General features: G+C 61.1%; 16 protein-coding genes and 1 tRNA gene. 8 read left to right on the top strand and 9 right to left on the bottom strand.

Annotated features, from left to right (window positions below; all coding sequences use genetic code 11):
- Positions 1-636, bottom strand: coding sequence for a tRNA-intron lyase (gene endA, locus JRN21_07540; protein MDG6989164.1), 636 nt, complete (start codon positions 634-636; stop codon positions 1-3).
- Here endA and mtnA point away from each other — a divergent pair.
- The 5 genes from mtnA (at position 635) to JRN21_07515 (ending at position 3,400) form a co-directional block, all read left to right on the top strand.
- Positions 635-1,672, top strand: a complete 1,038-nt coding sequence (gene mtnA / locus JRN21_07535; protein ID MDG6989163.1) for an S-methyl-5-thioribose-1-phosphate isomerase — start codon at positions 635-637, stop codon at positions 1,670-1,672. The two genes, endA and mtnA, sit on opposite strands and share 2 nt — an antisense overlap.
- Before the next feature lie 25 nt (positions 1,673-1,697).
- A tRNA-Arg gene (locus JRN21_07530) sits at positions 1,698-1,788 on the top strand.
- A 230-nt stretch (positions 1,789-2,018) separates the two neighbouring features.
- The gene (locus tag JRN21_07525; protein MDG6989162.1) at positions 2,019-2,405 is read left to right on the top strand and encodes a CrcB family protein; all 387 of its coding nucleotides are present in this window, start codon (positions 2,019-2,021) and stop codon (positions 2,403-2,405) included.
- 3 nt (positions 2,406-2,408) lie between these two features.
- Entirely contained in the window at positions 2,409-2,738 is a 330-nt protein-coding gene (locus JRN21_07520) for a DUF190 domain-containing protein (protein ID MDG6989161.1), read from the top strand.
- A gap of 68 nt (positions 2,739-2,806) precedes the next feature.
- Positions 2,807-3,400 (top strand): hypothetical protein, encoded by a 594-nt coding sequence (locus JRN21_07515; protein ID MDG6989160.1) that lies wholly within the window; start codon positions 2,807-2,809, stop codon positions 3,398-3,400.
- 304 nt (positions 3,401-3,704) lie between these two features.
- Here JRN21_07515 and JRN21_07510 read toward each other — a convergent pair whose 3' ends face one another.
- Positions 3,705-5,522, bottom strand: coding sequence for a chloride channel protein (locus JRN21_07510; GenBank protein ID MDG6989159.1), 1,818 nt, complete (start codon positions 5,520-5,522; stop codon positions 3,705-3,707).
- A 250-nt stretch (positions 5,523-5,772) separates the two neighbouring features.
- Between JRN21_07510 and JRN21_07505 the strand changes: the two genes are divergently transcribed.
- Together JRN21_07505 and JRN21_07500 are read left to right on the top strand one after the other, a co-directional pair.
- Positions 5,773-6,864 carry a TIGR04053 family radical SAM/SPASM domain-containing protein gene (locus JRN21_07505; GenBank protein MDG6989158.1) on the top strand — a complete coding sequence of 364 codons (1,092 nt, stop codon included), beginning with the start codon at positions 5,773-5,775 and terminating at the stop codon, positions 6,862-6,864.
- A gap of 10 nt (positions 6,865-6,874) precedes the next feature.
- Positions 6,875-7,360, top strand: a complete 486-nt coding sequence (locus JRN21_07500; GenBank protein MDG6989157.1) for a hypothetical protein — start codon at positions 6,875-6,877, stop codon at positions 7,358-7,360.
- A gap of 85 nt (positions 7,361-7,445) precedes the next feature.
- Here the strand turns inward: JRN21_07500 and JRN21_07495 are convergent, their stop codons facing one another.
- The 7 genes from JRN21_07495 to JRN21_07465 all read right to left on the bottom strand — a co-directional run bounded on the left by JRN21_07495 (position 7,446) and on the right by JRN21_07465 (position 15,670).
- Positions 7,446-8,117, bottom strand: coding sequence for a helix-turn-helix domain-containing protein (locus JRN21_07495; GenBank protein MDG6989156.1), 672 nt, complete (start codon positions 8,115-8,117; stop codon positions 7,446-7,448).
- Positions 8,118-8,206: 89 nt separating this feature from the next.
- Positions 8,207-8,749 carry a hypothetical protein gene (locus JRN21_07490; protein ID MDG6989155.1) on the bottom strand — a complete coding sequence of 181 codons (543 nt, stop codon included), beginning with the start codon at positions 8,747-8,749 and terminating at the stop codon, positions 8,207-8,209.
- Positions 8,746-9,009 carry a hypothetical protein gene (locus JRN21_07485; protein MDG6989154.1) on the bottom strand — a complete coding sequence of 88 codons (264 nt, stop codon included), beginning with the start codon at positions 9,007-9,009 and terminating at the stop codon, positions 8,746-8,748. The genes JRN21_07490 and JRN21_07485 overlap by 4 nt, the downstream gene beginning before the upstream one ends.
- Before the next feature lie 9 nt (positions 9,010-9,018).
- A complete protein-coding gene (locus JRN21_07480) occupies positions 9,019-9,795 on the bottom strand; it encodes a hypothetical protein (protein MDG6989153.1) in 777 nt (258 codons plus the stop codon).
- Positions 9,792-11,936, bottom strand: a complete 2,145-nt coding sequence (locus tag JRN21_07475) for a DEAD/DEAH box helicase (GenBank protein MDG6989152.1) — start codon at positions 11,934-11,936, stop codon at positions 9,792-9,794. The genes JRN21_07480 and JRN21_07475 overlap by 4 nt, the downstream gene beginning before the upstream one ends.
- Positions 11,937-11,954: 18 nt before the next feature.
- A complete protein-coding gene (locus JRN21_07470; protein MDG6989151.1) occupies positions 11,955-15,107 on the bottom strand; it encodes an ATP-binding protein in 3,153 nt (1,050 codons plus the stop codon).
- On the bottom strand, positions 15,107-15,670 hold the full coding sequence (locus JRN21_07465; GenBank protein ID MDG6989150.1) for a hypothetical protein: 564 nt from the start codon (positions 15,668-15,670) through the stop codon (positions 15,107-15,109). Before JRN21_07465 ends, JRN21_07470 begins: the two co-directional genes overlap by 1 nt.
- 213 nt (positions 15,671-15,883) lie before the next feature.
- Here JRN21_07465 and JRN21_07460 point away from each other — a divergent pair, with 213 nt between their 5' ends.
- On the top strand, positions 15,884-17,170 hold the full coding sequence (locus JRN21_07460; GenBank protein ID MDG6989149.1) for an ArgE/DapE family deacylase: 1,287 nt from the start codon (positions 15,884-15,886) through the stop codon (positions 17,168-17,170).
- Positions 17,171-17,175 lie beyond the last annotated feature (5 nt).

The following is a 17,175-nucleotide window of genomic DNA, read 5'->3' as shown; positions in this document are numbered from 1 at the left end:
TCAGAACCTTGCCCTGCTCACCTTGTAGTAGATGACCTCCCCTCTCCTTTCAATCACGGCGATGATGGCCTCCTTCCCCATCTTGGCCATCTCCCTGACCGACTTCTGGAGGTCATACATCCCCTTCTCTATCCCTTCGTCCAGAGCGAAGACGACGTACTTCGCCGGCTTCTTGGGGTAGTCTCCGCGCTCGTACACCCTGAGATCAGTCCCGAACCCGAACCCTTCCCTCACGGTGTACCCACGGCTCCTGAGGTCCCTGTATATCACGAACTTCGTCCACGAGTCTCGCTCCTTCTTCTGTGAGAGCTCCGCGAGCTCTTCGAAGCTCACGTCGCCCCGCTCCCCCTGCAGGAGCAGCTTCTTCGAATAGAGGAGATACAACGCTTCGTAATCTCTCAGGGCGAGCACATCCCCTTCCCGAGTGCCGTATCCCGACTCTTCCAGCTCTCCAAACCTCTCCTTGTCTATTATCTTCACCCCTCTGTCCCTGATGACTCCCTCGAAGGGTCGGACTTCGGCTCCTCCTGTGTGCTCCTCCTGCAACGGAACCCGGACACGCCCTGACTCTATTTGAAGGTGATTGGGGGAGAAACCGGAAACCCTTTTGTGCACTCCGCTCCGTTCGGAGGTCATGGCTGACTTCTTCACCCTCAGGACGGTGACCTGGGAGGGGGACCGCATCAAGATGGTCGACCAGACGGCCCTTCCATCCAAGTTGACCTATGTACGATACTCCACCCCGGAGCAGGTCGCTTCGGCGATAAGGACGATGGTGGTCAGAGGCGCACCGGCTATTGGAGTGGCCGCGGCCATGGGGGTGGCCCTTGCCGCCCGCCGCTCGAAGGCCTCCCGCCTCCCGGACCTCCTGCGGGACATGGAGTCCAGCGCGTCCCTGCTGAAGTCTACGAGGCCCACCGCCGTGAACCTGTTCTGGGGGGTCGACCGGGTCATGGAGAAGGCCAGGGCCGCGCCTACTGTGGGACGCGCAAGGGAGGACGTGTCCTCCGAGGTGATGAAGATGGAGGATGAAGACGTCAGGGTCAACAGGGAGATGGGCCGGCGGGGAGCGGAGCTAATACATGACGGGGACACAATACTCACCCAGTGCAATGCAGGCGCGCTCGCAACAGTCGGGTACGGCACCGCGCTGGGGGTGGTCAGGGCAGCGGTGGAGCAGGGGAAGCTCGTCAAGGTCATAGTCCCGGAGACCCGCCCCGCGCTGCAGGGGGCGAGGCTCACCGCATTCGAGCTCACACACGACGGGATACCCTGCACGCTGATTTCAGACACCGCCGTCGGCCATATGCTCAGCCTAGGGCGCGTGGATAGGGTCGTGGTCGGAGCAGACAGGATTACCAGGGACGGATACGTCTTCAACAAGATCGGGACCTACCAGGAGGCCGTGCTGGCGAAGAGACACGGCGTCCCCTTCCATCCTGCCGCGCCCGCGTCCACATTCGACCTGGTCCGGGCGCACGACCAAGTCACCATCGAAGAGAGGGCGGCTGACGAGGTCGTCCGAATAAGGGGGCGGCGCATAGCTCCCAAAGGAATCCCGGTGGCCAACCCCGCCTTCGACATGACACCTCCCGACCTGGTCACTTCCATGATAACAGAGAGGGGAATCCTCGAGCCTCCCTTCGCGAACAGCATCGCTGCCATGGCTTAATTAGACGAGGCCGGCGCGCCTAACCGGGCCCGTAGCCTAGCACGGATTAAGGCGTCAGCCTTCGGAGCTGAAGACATGCGCCTCAGAGACCATGGGTTCGAATCCCACCGGGCCCGTTATCAAATAGCTCATAATCGATTCCGTGTGATAGAAAGAAGTCGACTCCGGCTATTCGAAGCGGCCGCCCAAGGCAGTTTGACTTCTTGGACAGTATATTGAGCTATGACCCCCGCAGGCGAGCAGTTTAAGTGCCAACGCAAGAACCCTTGTTCTGGCGGTGAAGCTCGCCGTAACCGCTCGTGCGTAACGGGCCAATAGCTTCTACTATACAAAAACAAGTGAGCGGTTGAATCTGAGATACGATTTGCTTTACGTGGCGGTGGGAGCTGTGGTCGGCGCTACGCTACGCTATGCCATCACGAGCAGAAGTATGTTCTGGGGAAACCTACCACTATCCGTGCTAACCGTGAACGTCATCGGAAGCCTTGCACTGGGCGTCGTCATGGCTGCGGTCCAGAAGCTTGGCCTGGGCGGCGGTTTCGTGCTCTTGCTTGGCATAGGGTTCTGCGGCTCTTTCACCACCATGTCCTCGCTGGCCTTCGAGTCTGCAAACCTTATGGACACGGGGATGCTCATCACGGCAGCCGCCGACATGGGGTTGAACCTGGGACTTTCGGTCTTGTCGATATTCCTTGGGAGGGCAGTGGTTCTGCTGATCGCGGGAGGCGGCTAGCAGGTGGCCGAACCAAGGCCCCCGATGAAGCGGATGTTGAAACTCACCGTGAGAGCCCGATCACATGACCAGTTCAGAGGGAAAGGCTTGGCCGACTCACTCCTCGCGCTTTACGTGGAGCACGGCATAGGTGGTGCTACCGTGGTCCAGGGAGTCAAAGGTTACGGTGTCCGCGGCGCGGCTAGGTTTGACGTGCTCGGACTGTCAGTCAATCTCCCGATCATCATTGAGACTGTTGGCGAATACGAAAAAGTCCAAGAAGTGCTCGCGCCGGTCAAGAAGATGGTTGGAACCAACGGCCTGATCACCCTTGAGGAGGTCAACGCCTTCTGAGCGAAATCGACAGAGTATCAGACGGTCTTCTGCTGATGACAGATGGAATCATCAAGCTGACGGAAGGGATGCTTGAACTGATCCGCTCGCTCCCCAAGACAACTGAGCATGATTTGCAGAAGAAACTGAGTGAGGTTAAAGGGATTGAAGAGGACGTGGATTCAGCCTTCGACCAGTCCGCGAGCCTCATCATGGACCTAGAAGTCTTCCCAATCGACCCCGGTCATTTTATTCAGATGGCGAGGGAGTTGGACAGGATGTCGGACCTCATTGAGCGGACGTGCTTACTTCTGGAGTGGAGACGTAGCTTGGATGAGGAGGAGTCTGAGTTGCTTGAGAGCGCTGCATCGCAGATACGGCATCTCGCGGAGGATACCTCGACCTGCGTACGGAACCTTGGAAAGGACAAGGCCTTGGTGGACAGGACTTGCGCCGTGATTGTAGAGCGCGAGAAGGAGGTGGACCGGATCATGGGTCACTACACGAGGGTCTCCTCTCGAAAGGGCTACGAGATAGAGAAACGCCTTTGGCTGACCGGGGTTTTGGGGAACTTGGACACCGTAGCTGATGGAGCCCGCGACCTCACGATTACGTTTCGCGTTGTAACGAGTAAGCTGGACAAGCAGAACAGATTGGACATAAAGAGAGGAGTACTGAGGTAACCGGGTACCCAGAACTGTGCGGGCGTGGTATGACCACATACACACGGCGAGTAAGGCGGTTGGGTGGTCGAGTCCTGCAGGCCCTCGAGCCTCAGACGGGTTTCAAGTCGCCTCCGATCACTTGAGGATGAACTCCAGACGACCAAGGCTAGTTGAAAACGGCGCTCGCCAGGACGCGTTTTCTGACGAACGCCGCTTGATACTTTGTGCACACTCCAGAGCAGAGGGCCAACGAGGGATCCAAACCCATAATGGGCCCCGCTGGCCCGCCTCGGTGCGGCCCTGGCAGGTCGCGAGCAGCGCCTCATGTGGGCTCCGACTTCGACATCAGCATCACCGCCCTTTCATATGCCCGTATCACGTCGGTCCTAGTTATGATGCCCACAAGCCTCTCTGATTCCCCTGATACGACTGGGAGCCGGCCCACCCCATGGTTTGTCATCATCTCCAGTACGGTGAGCAGAGAGTCGTCAGAATGGGCGACCATGACGTTCTGGGTCATCACATCCTTCACCGGTGTGCCCCCCATCTGCTCCCGAGGTATCCTCTGAAGGTCGCTAACGGTCACGATTCCGATCACCTTGTCGGCTTCGACTATCGGAATCCCCCGGTATCCCTTTTCCACCACCACCTGGTAGGCGGAGGCCACCGTGTCGGTCGGGGAGAGGGTGAAGACCGAGTGGTTCATGGCGTCTGATACGAAGATCTTGGTCAGGAGTGGGACGTTGTACTCCCCTCTGTGCGCCGGGGAGTCCGACCTTCTGAGGACCTGGCTCCTGTAGATGGTGAACTTCGGCGTCGTGATGAAGTAGGCGGCGACTACGGCGACCATCGCTGGCGGGAGCAAGTTCAGGGTCCCAGTCATCTCGCTGACCATCAGCATCACGGCAATGGGGACGCGGCCCACCCCCCCGAAGAGGGCTATCATCCCGACCACGACCAGCGGTGCAGGGGTAGGTATCCATCCGGGGAGGAGCCCATTCATGACGATCCAGAAAGCGGCACCGACGAACCCCCCTATCACGAGCGAAGGTGCGAACACGCCCGCGCTCCCTCCGGAACCCACGGTGAACGCCGTGGCCGTTATCTTCAGAAGGATTACCGCGACCAGGACGGCCAGGAGGGGGAGGGCGAGGTAGTTGGCGCTTATCTGCGAAAGGTTGCCGTCGATCATGATCTGGAGGAAGCCGTAGCCGAGGCCGACCACCTGGGGGAAGAAAACCGCGATAATGCCAGTGACTGCCGCCCCTATCATGGGTCTAGCATACCTGGTGACGGGGAACCGGGCGAAGAGGTCCTTGACCGAGTAGAACGTGTACGTGTGGAGCCGTCCCACGAGCCCACAGACGATCCCGAGTGCGGCATAGATCAGGAGGCTCCTAGGGTCGCTGAACGAGTAGGTCAGTCCGGAGCCGAATATGGGAGTGAACCCTGTGTAGGACGCGAATATTATGTATCCGACGGGGGAAGCGATGAACGACGGAATCAGGGCCTCCACTTCGAAGTCCCCTCCGCTGTACAGTATCTCTCCTGAAAGGATGGCGCCGCCGAAGGGGGACTTGAAGATCGACCCTATCCCTGCCCCGATTCCCACAGCTACTGCTATCCGTTTGTCCTTGACCGGGAGCTTGAGCAGGTCACCGATGAATGACCCGAAACCGGCGGCGATCTGTGCGGTCGGCCCTTCCCTTCCGCCGCTCCCTCCGGACCCGATGGTGAACGCCGAGGCAGCCGCCTTCACCAGCGGAATCCTTCTCCTGATCTTCCCGTCCCGCCTGTGAAATGCGGCGATCGCTTCGTCAGTCCCGTGGCCTTCTGCCTCGGGGGCGAAGCGGTAGACTATGAATCCCGCAATCGCCCCCCCTATGATCGTAGAAATCGGGATGAGGAGGAAGTTGGGGTGTACCGTGAGCGGGGCAGCCGCCTCACCGGCGGGGTTTGGCGGAAAGAACCCCGTAATCCCTCCCAGCATCAGGTTGTTCACGAGTTCTATGGCGATGTAGAACCCGACGGCCCCCACTCCTGCGATGCTCCCGATCAGGAGGCCGACTACCACCCATTTCGCAAGGTAGCCCTGTTGGAGTACCCGGTTGATTCTCGTACCGATGGGGGAACCGCTCAATGGCGCAGAGAGGTGAACCATGCGTCCGAGCCCTGAAAAAGGTTCGGAGCCTGTCGCTCCGGTGCGGGTCTACCACGATGCTGAGGACAAGGAGGGTCGAGACTGACAGTCGCACGACCGCTGGACGCAGGAGGCTGCAGAAATCGCTGGCGATGCGCCTCGGACCATGTCCCTCGGCGGAGCTCGAGCGTCCAAAAACCCTAACACCCGTTAAATACCTGGCCCCCAGACGGAAAGTCGCGAACCTGTAATGCCATTTTCCGAGAGGCCGGTGTTGGTCTTCTGGGAGACAACCAAGGCGTGCCCCCTCTCATGCGTTCACTGCAGGGCGTCGGCGATCCTCGGGCCGGTCCCCGGAGAGTTGACCACCGAGGAGGGGACGCGCGTGATCGACCAGGTCAAGTCCTTCGGCGGCCGGCCCCCTGTCCTGGTCTTCACAGGGGGGGACCCGTTGATGCGGAGGGACCTCCCCAGGCTGTTGGCGTACGCCAGGGACTCCGGGGTGCCGTTCGCGGTCTCCCCGGCTGTGAGCAGGAACCTCACCGACGATTTCCTGACCGGCCTTCGCGACGTGGGGGCGTCGTCCATCTCCATCAGCCTGGACGGCGCGCGCCCCGCGACCCACGACTCGATAAGGCGGGTCGACGGGACCTTCGAGTTGACCCTCGAGAGGATTAAGGCAGCGATAAAGCTCGGGGTGAACGTCCAGGTCAACACCGCAGTCATGAAGGCGAACCTCCGCGAGCTCCCCGAGATGCTCGACCTGGTCAAGGGACTGGGGGTGAAGATATGGGAGCTGTTCTTCCTGATTCAAGTGGGGAGGGGATCCGGCGTCGCTGACCTGACCCCTTCGGAGTACGAGACCGCCTGCAATCTCGCCTACGACGCTTCGCGGCTGGGGATGGTCGTCAGATGCGTCGAAGCGCCTTTCATCAGAAGGGTTGCGAGCAGGAGGAGAGCGGAGGGCGAGTATTGGCACGAGGAGGCCTATCTGGAGATGAAAGAGGGACTCGACGGCGCCGGAGGCGAGCTCGCGGCCTCGACCCTCGGTCCGAGGGGGACGCTGGACGGGGACGGGATCATCTTCGTCGCTCACGATGGGACCATCAGCCCCGGGGGCCTGCTCCCGGTGCCCCTCGGTAACGTGAAGAAGGACGACCTAGCTGCCGTCTACAGGACGGACCCGCTCCTGCAGAAGATACGGGGAAGGGAGTTCAGCGGCCCATGCGGTCGCTGCGCCTTCTCCGATGTCTGCGGCGGGAGCAGGGCCAGATCCTACGCTTGGAGCGGAGACCCCCTCGGCTCGGACCCGGCATGCTTCCTCGCGGGCTCTTCCTTCTGACGGTGTCGGCATGTCCCTGCTCTTCGCCCTGGTCCTCTGGGTGCACCTGTTCGCGGCGATGATATTCGTCGGCGGCTCTTTCTTCATCTGGTTCGTCGTCTGGCCCGCGTCTTACAAGATAGCCAAGGACGAGGCCGAGCGGACGCGGATGGTCGGGAGGATAGCCAAGCGGTTCGCCTACTTCACCCACGGCGCTGTCGTGGCACTCCTCCTGAGCGGGCTGTATCTGGCGGCGCCTTACCTGGGGACCCCTTCTCTCCTCCTCTCGACGTTCGCAGGGGATGTGTTGCTGGCGAAAATGGTTTTGGTGGTCTTGGCCGTCTCGCTGATGTACGCCAACAACATCTACCACGGCAGGAAGATAATGCGCCTTGTCGCTGAGGGACGGCTCGATGACGTGAAGAGGGTGAGAAGGCTCACCCACATTGCATCCTACGTTACCCTCGGACTGCTCGTCGCTATCACGGTGCTCGGCGCCGTCCTCGTGGCCGGCTAGTCCGGACTGGTCCGCTGACGCGGGCGTGCTCGACTGACACAAGAGATGGCGCAGCGGGTGTGCTCGAAGTAGCTCAAGGCTCGCGTCAGGGCGCCAGCTGCCTCAGGGATGCCTGGTCTTCCTGGAACGGGATTCCGAGGGCGGTGGCCATAATCCTCCGCTCTGCGCTCCTGAGTATCTCGCTCAGAGTGGAAGGCCTCACCCCCACGAGCTCGCTCAGTCCCGTAAGACTGATCCGCCTAGGAAACTCGAAGTAGCCTCGCGCCACGGCTTCAGCCATGATCTCCTTCTGCCTCGGGGTGAGCGTGGCCTTCCTTTCGAGCGGTGCCACGTCCTCTATCTTCGCATCGACCCCTTCTTTGTCCAGCCTCGACATGACCTGACGGAAGTCGCTCGTCTTCCTGACGATGAACCTCCACGAGGACGGGCTCCCATCGAAGTTCAGGGGGCAGTCGAGGCACACTATTGCGGCGTCGCTTGACGCACGACAGACCGCAGGTTTGTCTAGGACCACGAGGAGCGGGTACACGTTCCCCTGTCCTTCCCCCTCCACAGCCTGCCTGACCCCTCCCGTCTTGCGGATCCCCGCGACGGCGGCCCTGACCCTTCTGGCGTCCCCGCGCAGCTCGAGGAGAAGAGACATGCCCGTCCCGTTGAACGGTTTGCAGTCTACGACCTCAAGCTTCACCCCGTTCTCCTTCGCCACATCCTGTAGCCTGTTTTCGGCCTTGACCTGAAGCGTAATCTGCCTGAGCATCCGTAAAAATTAGGGTGGTGTAGTATATACGCGGAACGGCGATTCTCAGAACTGGAAACCGCACCCTCAGCGGGGGCCCTCGTGACGCGCTAAATGGGCCTCGTCGCCTTCGGCTCGGTCCCTGCCGCCTCATACACCGACAGCTCTTCGTAGAAGAGCCTCAACGAGGACAGTCGCCGGAGCCTGAAACCGCCTTCTGCACAGGCGGCCTCCATCTCGGCAAGGTCGGCCTGGTCGTTGAGAAGGAACACGACCGTACCATCCTTCTTCACGGTCCTGAGCGCCTCGCGCAGGAACCTCTTTGGGACCTCAAGCCCATGCCCTCCTTCCACCGCGGCGTCGCCTGTCTCTTCCTCCTCCAGATACGGAGGGTTGAACGCCACCAGATTGAAGCTCGAGCTGCGAATGCAGGAAGCTCCGTCAGCGAGGAGGAAGCTGGCTCCAGCCCGCCAGTCGTCCATCGATGGCCTTACAATGTCCGTCCCTACCACGGTCTTGAATCTCTTTGAAAGCACCGAGAGGCCGCCCCCGTTTCCCGCGCCTATCTCGATACAAGCGTCTCCGGCGTACCGGCTCAGGGCCTCCCTGAACAACGCCGAGTCCTGCGAAGAAATGTACGGTTCCGCGCTCATTCGGTGATGCCGTCGCCCTTAAGGGACTTGTACTCTTCTGGGGCGAGGATTTGCGTTATGTTCTGGGTAGTGTAGAAATAGGCAGGTGTCCCATCGGGAGAGAACGCCAGGCTGTTGTCAGGGTTTTGGAGCCTGTAGACCTTCACCATTGCCGGCTTTATCCCCAGTACGGTCCCGTCATCGAGCGAGTAGTAACTGAACCTCTCCTGCAGCGGCTTGAAGCCTACCAGTTTTCCCTTGGGTTGCGGCGAAGGAATCATGGGGCGCCTTCAGGCGGGGGCGTTAAAAGGTGCTCTGGCCACAAGTTTCTGGACCCCGGAACTGTACTGGGCAGCCTTCTTGGGGGCTTCGGCCACCTCTTCGGGGACACCAAGGATGACCGCGGCCCTCCTGAGAACCGCTTTCCTTACCCCGCCTGAGATCTTGTAGGCAAGCGGAATCTCACCGGCGATTGACGCCAGTCTCTCATATGGGAACCTCGGTTCAGCCCAGCGGCTGCACGCCCTGACGTCCCTCTCCTTCCCCCTTCCAGAGTATTCCCTTGCGTCGGAAGACATGAGGGACTCGGCAGCTGCGTCCCCTGCCTTCTCCATCGCCTCAGAGTATTTCGCATACCCTCCGAAGAGTTCGTCGGCCATCTGCCCGAGTAGGATCACCTTGGCCCCTTCGTCCCGGGCTTTCCGCGATACGAGTGCATAGAGGCACCACAGGCTCCGGTCCATGAGGGTCGGTGGGAACGGCAGGTCGACCGCTTCGAGTTCCCTCGATACGTTCTGAGGGGTGAGCTCCACGGTCGCGAGCTCGACCCCCAGTGCAGCCGCAGCCCTCCTCGCAGTCCCTGCATCTCTAGAGCCTACGGCGAACCCGGCCACTGCAGTGACCGCGGCATCGGCGGCAGCGCACCTAGCCAGGACCGCGCTGTCCACCCCCCCGGAAAAGGCCACGGCTACTCTGCTCTCCCCCCGCACTGCCTCTGATACGGCTCCTCTGATCTTCCCAGCAAGGACTTGGGCGCGGCCCTCGAACTCCCCAGGAAAGGCTTTCACCGTCTCGACACCCGCTCCTTGATCTTCCTGGCCATGGAGGCGCCGACCTTGTCCACGGCCGCCAGCTTCTCCGCGGGGGCCTCCTTGAGGTCTTCCAGCGTCCTGAACCCGGCCGTGAAAAGGGCCCGCGCCCTGACTCTCCCGATCCCGCTCAGGGCCGTCAGCTCTACCAGCTCCTCTGACACCCCGCTCGCGACCCTCTTCCTGAGCAGGTCTGCTTGCCTCACCATGTCAGGGAGCTTGAAGAGCTTGGACAGCTCGCCCAGGGCATGGAGCAGCCACTCGGCGTTGTCGACGGCCCTGTGCATGTCTCCAGGCTCTATCCCGAGCCTGTCGAGCAGCTGTTCTTCGCGCCATTCGTCGATCCACCCGTGGAGGGCCATCACGCTCCTCATGTCCTGCAGAGCCCGGTCGTAGTCGGCGAACTCCCTGGCGGTGTGCCTCTTCAGCATCTCGGGACCGTGCTCTTCCATGAATGCGATGGCGAGGTCGTAGTCCTTAGTCCTGAGGGGGAACTTAGGCTCGAAGTCGGGGGTCGAGGCAACGAGGTCGAGCAGCCCTGCTGTGTGGTCCTTCCCAGGCTCCGCCCGCTTCACCGAGTCCCTGAACAGGACGGCTGTGGCCGGGTCGACATAGAGCACAGAGACCAACATACCGAAATCCGTCGCGTAGAAGAGCCCCCCGCGAGACTCCACCAGACGCTCTGACAGGAGGTACCCGAGTGCCCTTTCTGTAAGCTTCGTCAGGTCGCCTTCCTCTATCTGGATGGCGAGCAGAGTCTTACGGAACAGGCTGTCGAGGTCCGCCTTGGAGACCCCCCTCCACGTGGCGATTGTCGCCAGACTATGTGAGCGCATCGCGGGCTCGCCCGCAAGCTTCGATCTGATGGGTTCCGGAGGTCCCCTGGTGTAGTGCTCCAGGAAGTCAGCGGCCGGCTGGGAGGGAGGAGGTACCATCACGGTTTCGCCGTGGTCGTCGTACTGGGGGCGCCCCGCCCTCCCGGCCATCTGCCTGTAGTCCAGGATGGAGATCTCCGCGTTCCCTCCGTGTTCCGCATCGTAGCGCGTCATGTCTGCTATCACAACCCGCCTCGCCGGGAGGTTGACTCCGGCAGCGAGCGTCGGAGTGGCCGCGAGGACCTTTATCGCCCTGGCGCGGTAGTATTCTTCCACAATCCTTCTGTGCTCGGCCTCTAGCCCGGCGTGATGGAAGGCGGAACCCTTCGCCACCACCTCCGCAAGCAGTCTGCTGAGGCTCGTCTCCTCCCCCGAAGCTAGGATCTTCCTAGATGCCTCGGACGCTGCCTTCCTTTCCTCCTGGGTAAGGCTCCTCTGCGTCAGCTCCGCCGCCCTTGTAGCCAGGCTGACTGCCCTCCTCCTAGTGCTGGCGAAGATGAGCGCCTGGCCTCCTCCTCTGAGGGTGTCCATCGCCACGTCGATGGGCGGGCCGTAGGTGGACCGGGGGATGGGGGCCTCTTCACCGTCAGCGAAGACCACCCTCCCATAGTCGTACACGCCCTCCCTGAGAGGGACAGGCCTCCAGTTCAGCTCCACGGAGGCAGCCCTGAGCCACGACGCGACGGTCCCCGCGTTGCTGATGGTAGCTGAGAGGGCGAGCACCTGCGCGTCGAGCCCCAAGTGGAGCACCTTTGTCAGAATCATTTCCAGGGTTGGCCCCCGGTGGTCGCTCCCCGCGAGGTGAACCTCGTCCGCTATGAAGAGTCCGACACTGTTAATCCAACCGACCCGATGCCGCATCACCGAGTCAAAGCGCTCGTTCGTCAAGACGATGATGTCTGCCTTTCCCAGCGACTCTCCCGACGAGTCGTAGTCTCCCGTCGAAATCGTGGTCCTGAGGCCGAACGCCGAGAATTCGGAGAACTCCGCATACTTTTCTGACGCCAGCGCTCTCAGCGGGGCGAGATACACCACTTTCTTCCGCTGCACCTTTGCCTTCAGATACGCGGCCATCAGGGCGAGCAATGTCTTCCCGGAGGCCGTGGGGGATGATACCACCAAACTCTTGCCTTCGAGGAGCCCTGCGAGAATCGCCTGCTCCTGAGGGGGGTAGAGCTCGATAATCCCCTTTCCCCGGATGTACTGGAGGAGCTCGTCGGGAACGTTCACCTCTTCTAGCCTCAAACGGCCGCCACCTGCAGGTTAACTGCCCAGCCGTCTTAAGAACCCGGGCTTGAATTCGTAGACCATTCCTTCTCTGAACATCGTCCTGATCATCTTCTCGGCGTCCTCGTCGGAGAACTTCGCCTTCATCAGCTCCTCCTTGAACACCCTCCTCTCCACGGCCTTCTTGTCCGCTCCCTCCAGGTTCTTGAGTACGTCGAGCGCAGACCTCAGGTTCTTTGTCTCTCCGACCGGCTTCCCGAGCTGGATGCCGAAGTCGGTCTTCTTGGTTGCTGTGTCAGTCAGCACGTCTTGTACCATCCTGTTCATCAGCGCTATGGCGCCAAGGGCGTCTTCTTCGGACACTTCTTCCTTCAGCAGCACCCTGGCGCGGGCGGTCGACAGCCTGATCAGCGCCTCTAGGGTCCTGGGGGTCGGAGGTATAGAGTCCTCAGCTCCCCCGGCCCTCCTCAACTGGAGATAGTAGTCCTTCAGCCTGTCCATGGCCTTCGGGGTTAGGGCCGGTGACACCTTCTTGACGTAGGTCAGGTACTTCTTGAGGAGGGTGAATTCGATGGGGGGCGCCGTGGCATAGGACTTCCTGGCGTGGACGGCCAGGATATGGCTGGCGAGCATCTCGTCCTCAGACGGCGTCGGCTGGTCCCTGAAGACGAAAATGAGGTCGAAGCGGCTGAGGAGCGGAAGGGGGAGGGTCCCTATGTTCTCGATCAGATTCTGGTAGGGGTTGTACCTCCCTAGGACCGGGTTGCTGGCCGCGAGGATAGCCGTCCTAGCATTGAGCGTCGCGTAGATCCCTCCCTTGGCTATGGTCACCGACTGCTGTTCCATCGCTTCGTGAAGTGACGTCCTGTCCTCGGGCTTCATTTTCTCGAACTCGTCGATGGATGCGATGCCCAGGTCAGCCAGGACCACCACCCCCGCCTCGAGCATCAGGACGTTCTTCTCTCTGATTACGGCGGCCGTAAGGCCGGCCGCCGTGGTGCCCCGGCCTGAGGCGTAGAGCCCGCGGGGAGCGACCTGAGCGGCGAACTTCAGCATCTCGCTCTTCCCTGTGTTGTGTGAAATCAGTCCGTTCGCTATGAACCGGTGGCCGTCAGGAACTTCGATATCGTAAACATCGGTGGCGGGGCGGGAGTAGACGGCCACAATCCGCTCGCTCAGCTGCTTGTGAACTCGGCCGAAGGTCTTGGCGTCCCGGGCAAGTCCTTCGAGTTTCGACGCCTTCTTCTTAGACGCGAATCCGATATGTTCCGCGTATCTGACGATGTCTTCCCCTCTCCTTATCAGAAGCGCATTCCCGACTATTCGGGAGTGAATCCCCCACCTGAGGAGCAGAACTTGGACATCGCGTAGTAGCTCGAGATTCTTGGCTTTCAGGCCAATTGCCCTCCGACCCCTCCCCTTCGAGAACACAGTACCATCAGCTTCGAAGAGCCACCTGAGGAAAGAGGAGACCACCCTGTTGCTTGAAGTCAAAATGATGTCTGGAACGCGCTTGACTCGCAGGAACGCAAGGTTCGATGCGACGCACTCGCTATTCAGGTACAGGTCAGTCATCGCGACATTTCTGTCGGCTCTGAGGCGACGGGTTAGTCTCGGTGTCACCCCGAACAGGCGAGTTATCATCCCCTCCAACTGGGGAAGCAGATCAATCTCAGCTTCAGCAATCGTAGCCACCGCGCTGTACTTGTCCACGTATCCGTCTCCCAGGAGGTAGCCCAGGTAACTTGCCAGGCCCTCGTCCACTACGTGGGGCAGCCTTCCCCTGAACCTGGGCCCGCGTGTAGGCTGGTAGACTCTGAACCCAGTTGGCCTATAGCCGGTGATTGTGCAAGGAATATATGTCGCTGCGGCCACTCTCTCCCCGACCTTCAGTCGGTCCAGACGCGTCCACCGCCTGAAGGGAACGCCTTCAGCATTTCCCACCACCAAGAGTGGATGATTCGGAGTCCCCCTGACGCTCTTGCCGCTCTCCGTCACGATCTCAATGGTAGGCTGATTCCGATAGAGGTGGAATCTCTTCGCCCAAGCCCGTCTACCACCTCCTTCTCCCGTGAGGACCTGTAGGTCGAGTGGCTGTAGGTGGGACGAGCCGATTTCCCCAATCTTCGCGATTGCGCCGTTCCCGAGGGCAATCCTCTCGTCGGCAACCAGACAACCAGGGTCTCCTACGAAAAGCGTGTTGATGTCCCCTCTGAGTTTCGTCCCGTCTGGAAGCTGCGTCGCGCTTCCTCCCGCGAGGAGCAGGAGTATCGCCTCCTTTTCGGGGAGGTGCCCGAGAATGACCGGGGCTATTGAGTTCACCAGCCTGTCGTAGGCGTCAGGGGCGTCAGCAATCTTCCTGATCAGCTCCTCGTCTTCCTTGGTGACAAGGATCGTTTCCGGCTCCTTCCCCTTCACCTCAACGTGGTTGCAGTCGATCTGAGACCTGAACAGCCTCGTCCTGACCTGCCCGACGGTATAGTCTGGGACCGCCCTGACCACGCCGGTGAGGACCACCCTGTCCCCGGGCCTGGCCATGTTCACGATGTCCCCCTCCACGTTTACATCGAAGAACTGCGGAAGCTGCCCCGGCGGGAGTTCTTCGGGGAGCTCTTGGATGCGGATGACTTGGAAATCGATGAACCTGCTGTGCCTCCTGTCCAGCTCGAAGTTCCTCACTTCTCCGCAGAGCTCGCACTTCGGCGGCCTCTTTAGCATCAGGTCATCCTGCTCCTGGTAAGTGAGGTGGCCGCTCGGGCAAACCCATGCGGCGTCTGTCATCATCGGCCTCAGCTCAGAAGTCCTCACGACCATCCCGGAGATCGCAAGCATGTGATCGATGTAGGAGGTGTCCACCTTCCTCAGAGCGACCAGGTCGGAGAGCCCCCGGAGCCTTACCGACAGCTCCCGTTTCACCCTGTCAGCATAGAGGGCATTTTCGCTTCTCATGGTCTCGAAGGCGGCAATCTTGAACGACGCGAGCGAAGAATCCGGTTCCAGCAGGATCCTGTTCGCAAGGTCGTTGTTGTACCTCAGCAGGTCCCCGAACTCGACCACGAGTGACTTCCCCTCAGACGAGATGAGCTGGGAGATCTTCGCCCGGTACACAGGGTTACCTCCCCTATCGGTAACCGATTTCAGGAAGTCCTCGAACTGCTCAGACAGCTTTCCGCTTGCCAGGGTCGCCATTACGCCACCCCTCCTAGGAGTCCCGCCTTCCACTCCTTTGAAAGGGACTGGGAGAGGGCGAAGAAGGAACTCTCCTCGGGGGTGAGCTTGTCCGACAGGGTGGACGCGGGGACCGAGGAACTAGAGAGCGACAAAAGCTTGCTCAGCCTTATCCCGACCAGGTCATAGCAGACTGCCCTCAGCCTCTCGAAATCTTCCCTCCTCATCTTCCCCTCCCCTGACGCGCCTCCCAGCGCCGCGAGCCTCCTTCTCATCCTTACGTAGAAGTCCTGGGGGAGTTTCGACAGTTGGAGGGGCCCCATCATCTTCTCCCTGCTCAGCGCGCCGAATATCTCGCTCTCGAACGGCGCTTCCGCGGGCTCGGCGAGCCCCTGTTCCACCAGCTCGTCCACGACCCACCTGGGGAGGTCGAAGGAGTCTCCCTGCCCGAGCTTCTCGACATGGAAATCTCCCACGTCAAGGCTCTCTATCGAGGACTTCATCCTCGTCCTCGCGGTCGCCAGCATGTATTCTCGTTCCCTTCGTTCGAGCATCTGCCTCAGGGCGATCTGCTCCTCCGACAAACCAAGCTCAGAAGTCCGCGTCTCGATAATAAACGTTCAGCGCTCTACAACATGTTTCAACCTGCCCCAGTCCTGCCGATAGCCCGGCCCTGATGCGCTATCTCGCATGCGAAATGTCGTCTCTGTCGTTTAAGAGCGAGCATCCTCCGGGGATGCCTCTGACGAGCATGGACCGCACGAAGTTCAACCGCGGCGGGCTCGACAGGGTGTTCCATGACCTCTGCCCGCTCTGACTCCGCAGCCCAGCGCCGACAGAGGGTCCTCAGACAGGCGGAAAGGCTGGCCCCGGACCTCCTGCGTTTTACAAAGGACCTGGTGAGGGCGAAGAGCGTCACCGGAGAGGAGGAACCCGCCCAGCTCCTGGTGAGAGAAAAGCTCAGGTCGTTAGGGGCTAAAGTCGACTTTTGGAAGCCGAAGCGCGGCGACTTCCGGGGGTACGAGGCCTTTGTCTCAGAAGAGAGCAACGTCGGAAAGCGGCCCAACGTCGTCGGGCGCTTCCGGGGGCGCGGCGACGCGGCCCGGACCCTCGCCTTCAACGGACACATCGACGTGGTCCCTGAAGGGGACCCGTCGTCGTGGAAGCACCCTCCATACGCGGCCCGGGTGGTAGACGGGAAGCTCTACGGGCGAGGCGCTTGCGACATGAAAGGCGGCCTGGCCGGGACGATCTTCGCTGTGGAGGCTCTCCTGGGCGCGGGGGTCACCCTCCAGAACGAGATCATCGTCGAGAGCGTCATAGGTGAAGAGAGCGGGGGGATGGGGACGCTGGCGGCGATACAGAGGGGATACGTGCCCGACGCCGCCGTCATCGCGGAACCCACGGGCCTCGCCCTCAACGTCGTCCAGGCAGGGTGCCTCATGTTCAGGCTAGGAGTCAGGGGCAAGGCCGCCCACGGGGCCGCCAGGTACATGGGTGTAAGCGCGGTGGAGAAGTTCGTGCCTGTCATGGCGGCGCTCCAGAAACTCGAGAACCGCCGGAAGTCGATGAAGCGCCTTAGCGCCTTCAGGGGCGTCCGGAACCCGGTGACTCTCAGCATCGGGACGGTGAGGGCAGGCGTCTGGGACTCGACCGTACCGGAGGAACTGACCGCCGAGGGGAGGTACGGGGTCTGGCCCCACGAGTCCCTGGACAACGCGAAGAGGGCCTTCGAAGCGGCAGTGCAGGAAGCGACCGCCGCGGACCCATGGCTGAGGGCCAACCCTCCCTCGGTGTCCTGGTTTGGTCCGCAGTGGGAGTCTGCGGAGATAGGACGCCGCCACTGGCTGACCAGGCTGATGTCCCGGGCCGTGGAGGACTCGCTCGGCTTCGCCCCCAACGTGTCGGGGATCACCGGGGGGACGGACATGCGCCTCTTCACTGGGATAGCCGGGAAACCTGCAATCATCTTCGGCCCTGGAGACGACTCGACTGCTCACTTCAGGGACGAATGCATAGAGGTCAAGGACGTCGTCCGGGCTTGCAAGGCGTATTCTCTGGCCGCGCTGGCTTGGAACGGATAAATACG

It is taken from the genome of Nitrososphaerota archaeon, from assembly GCA_029785825.1.
Taxonomy (GTDB): domain Archaea; phylum Thermoproteota; class Nitrososphaeria; order Nitrososphaerales; family Gagatemarchaeaceae; genus UBA183.
The sequence above is the reverse complement of the archived record's forward strand: the minus strand, read 5'-3'. Positions and strand labels throughout refer to the sequence as shown.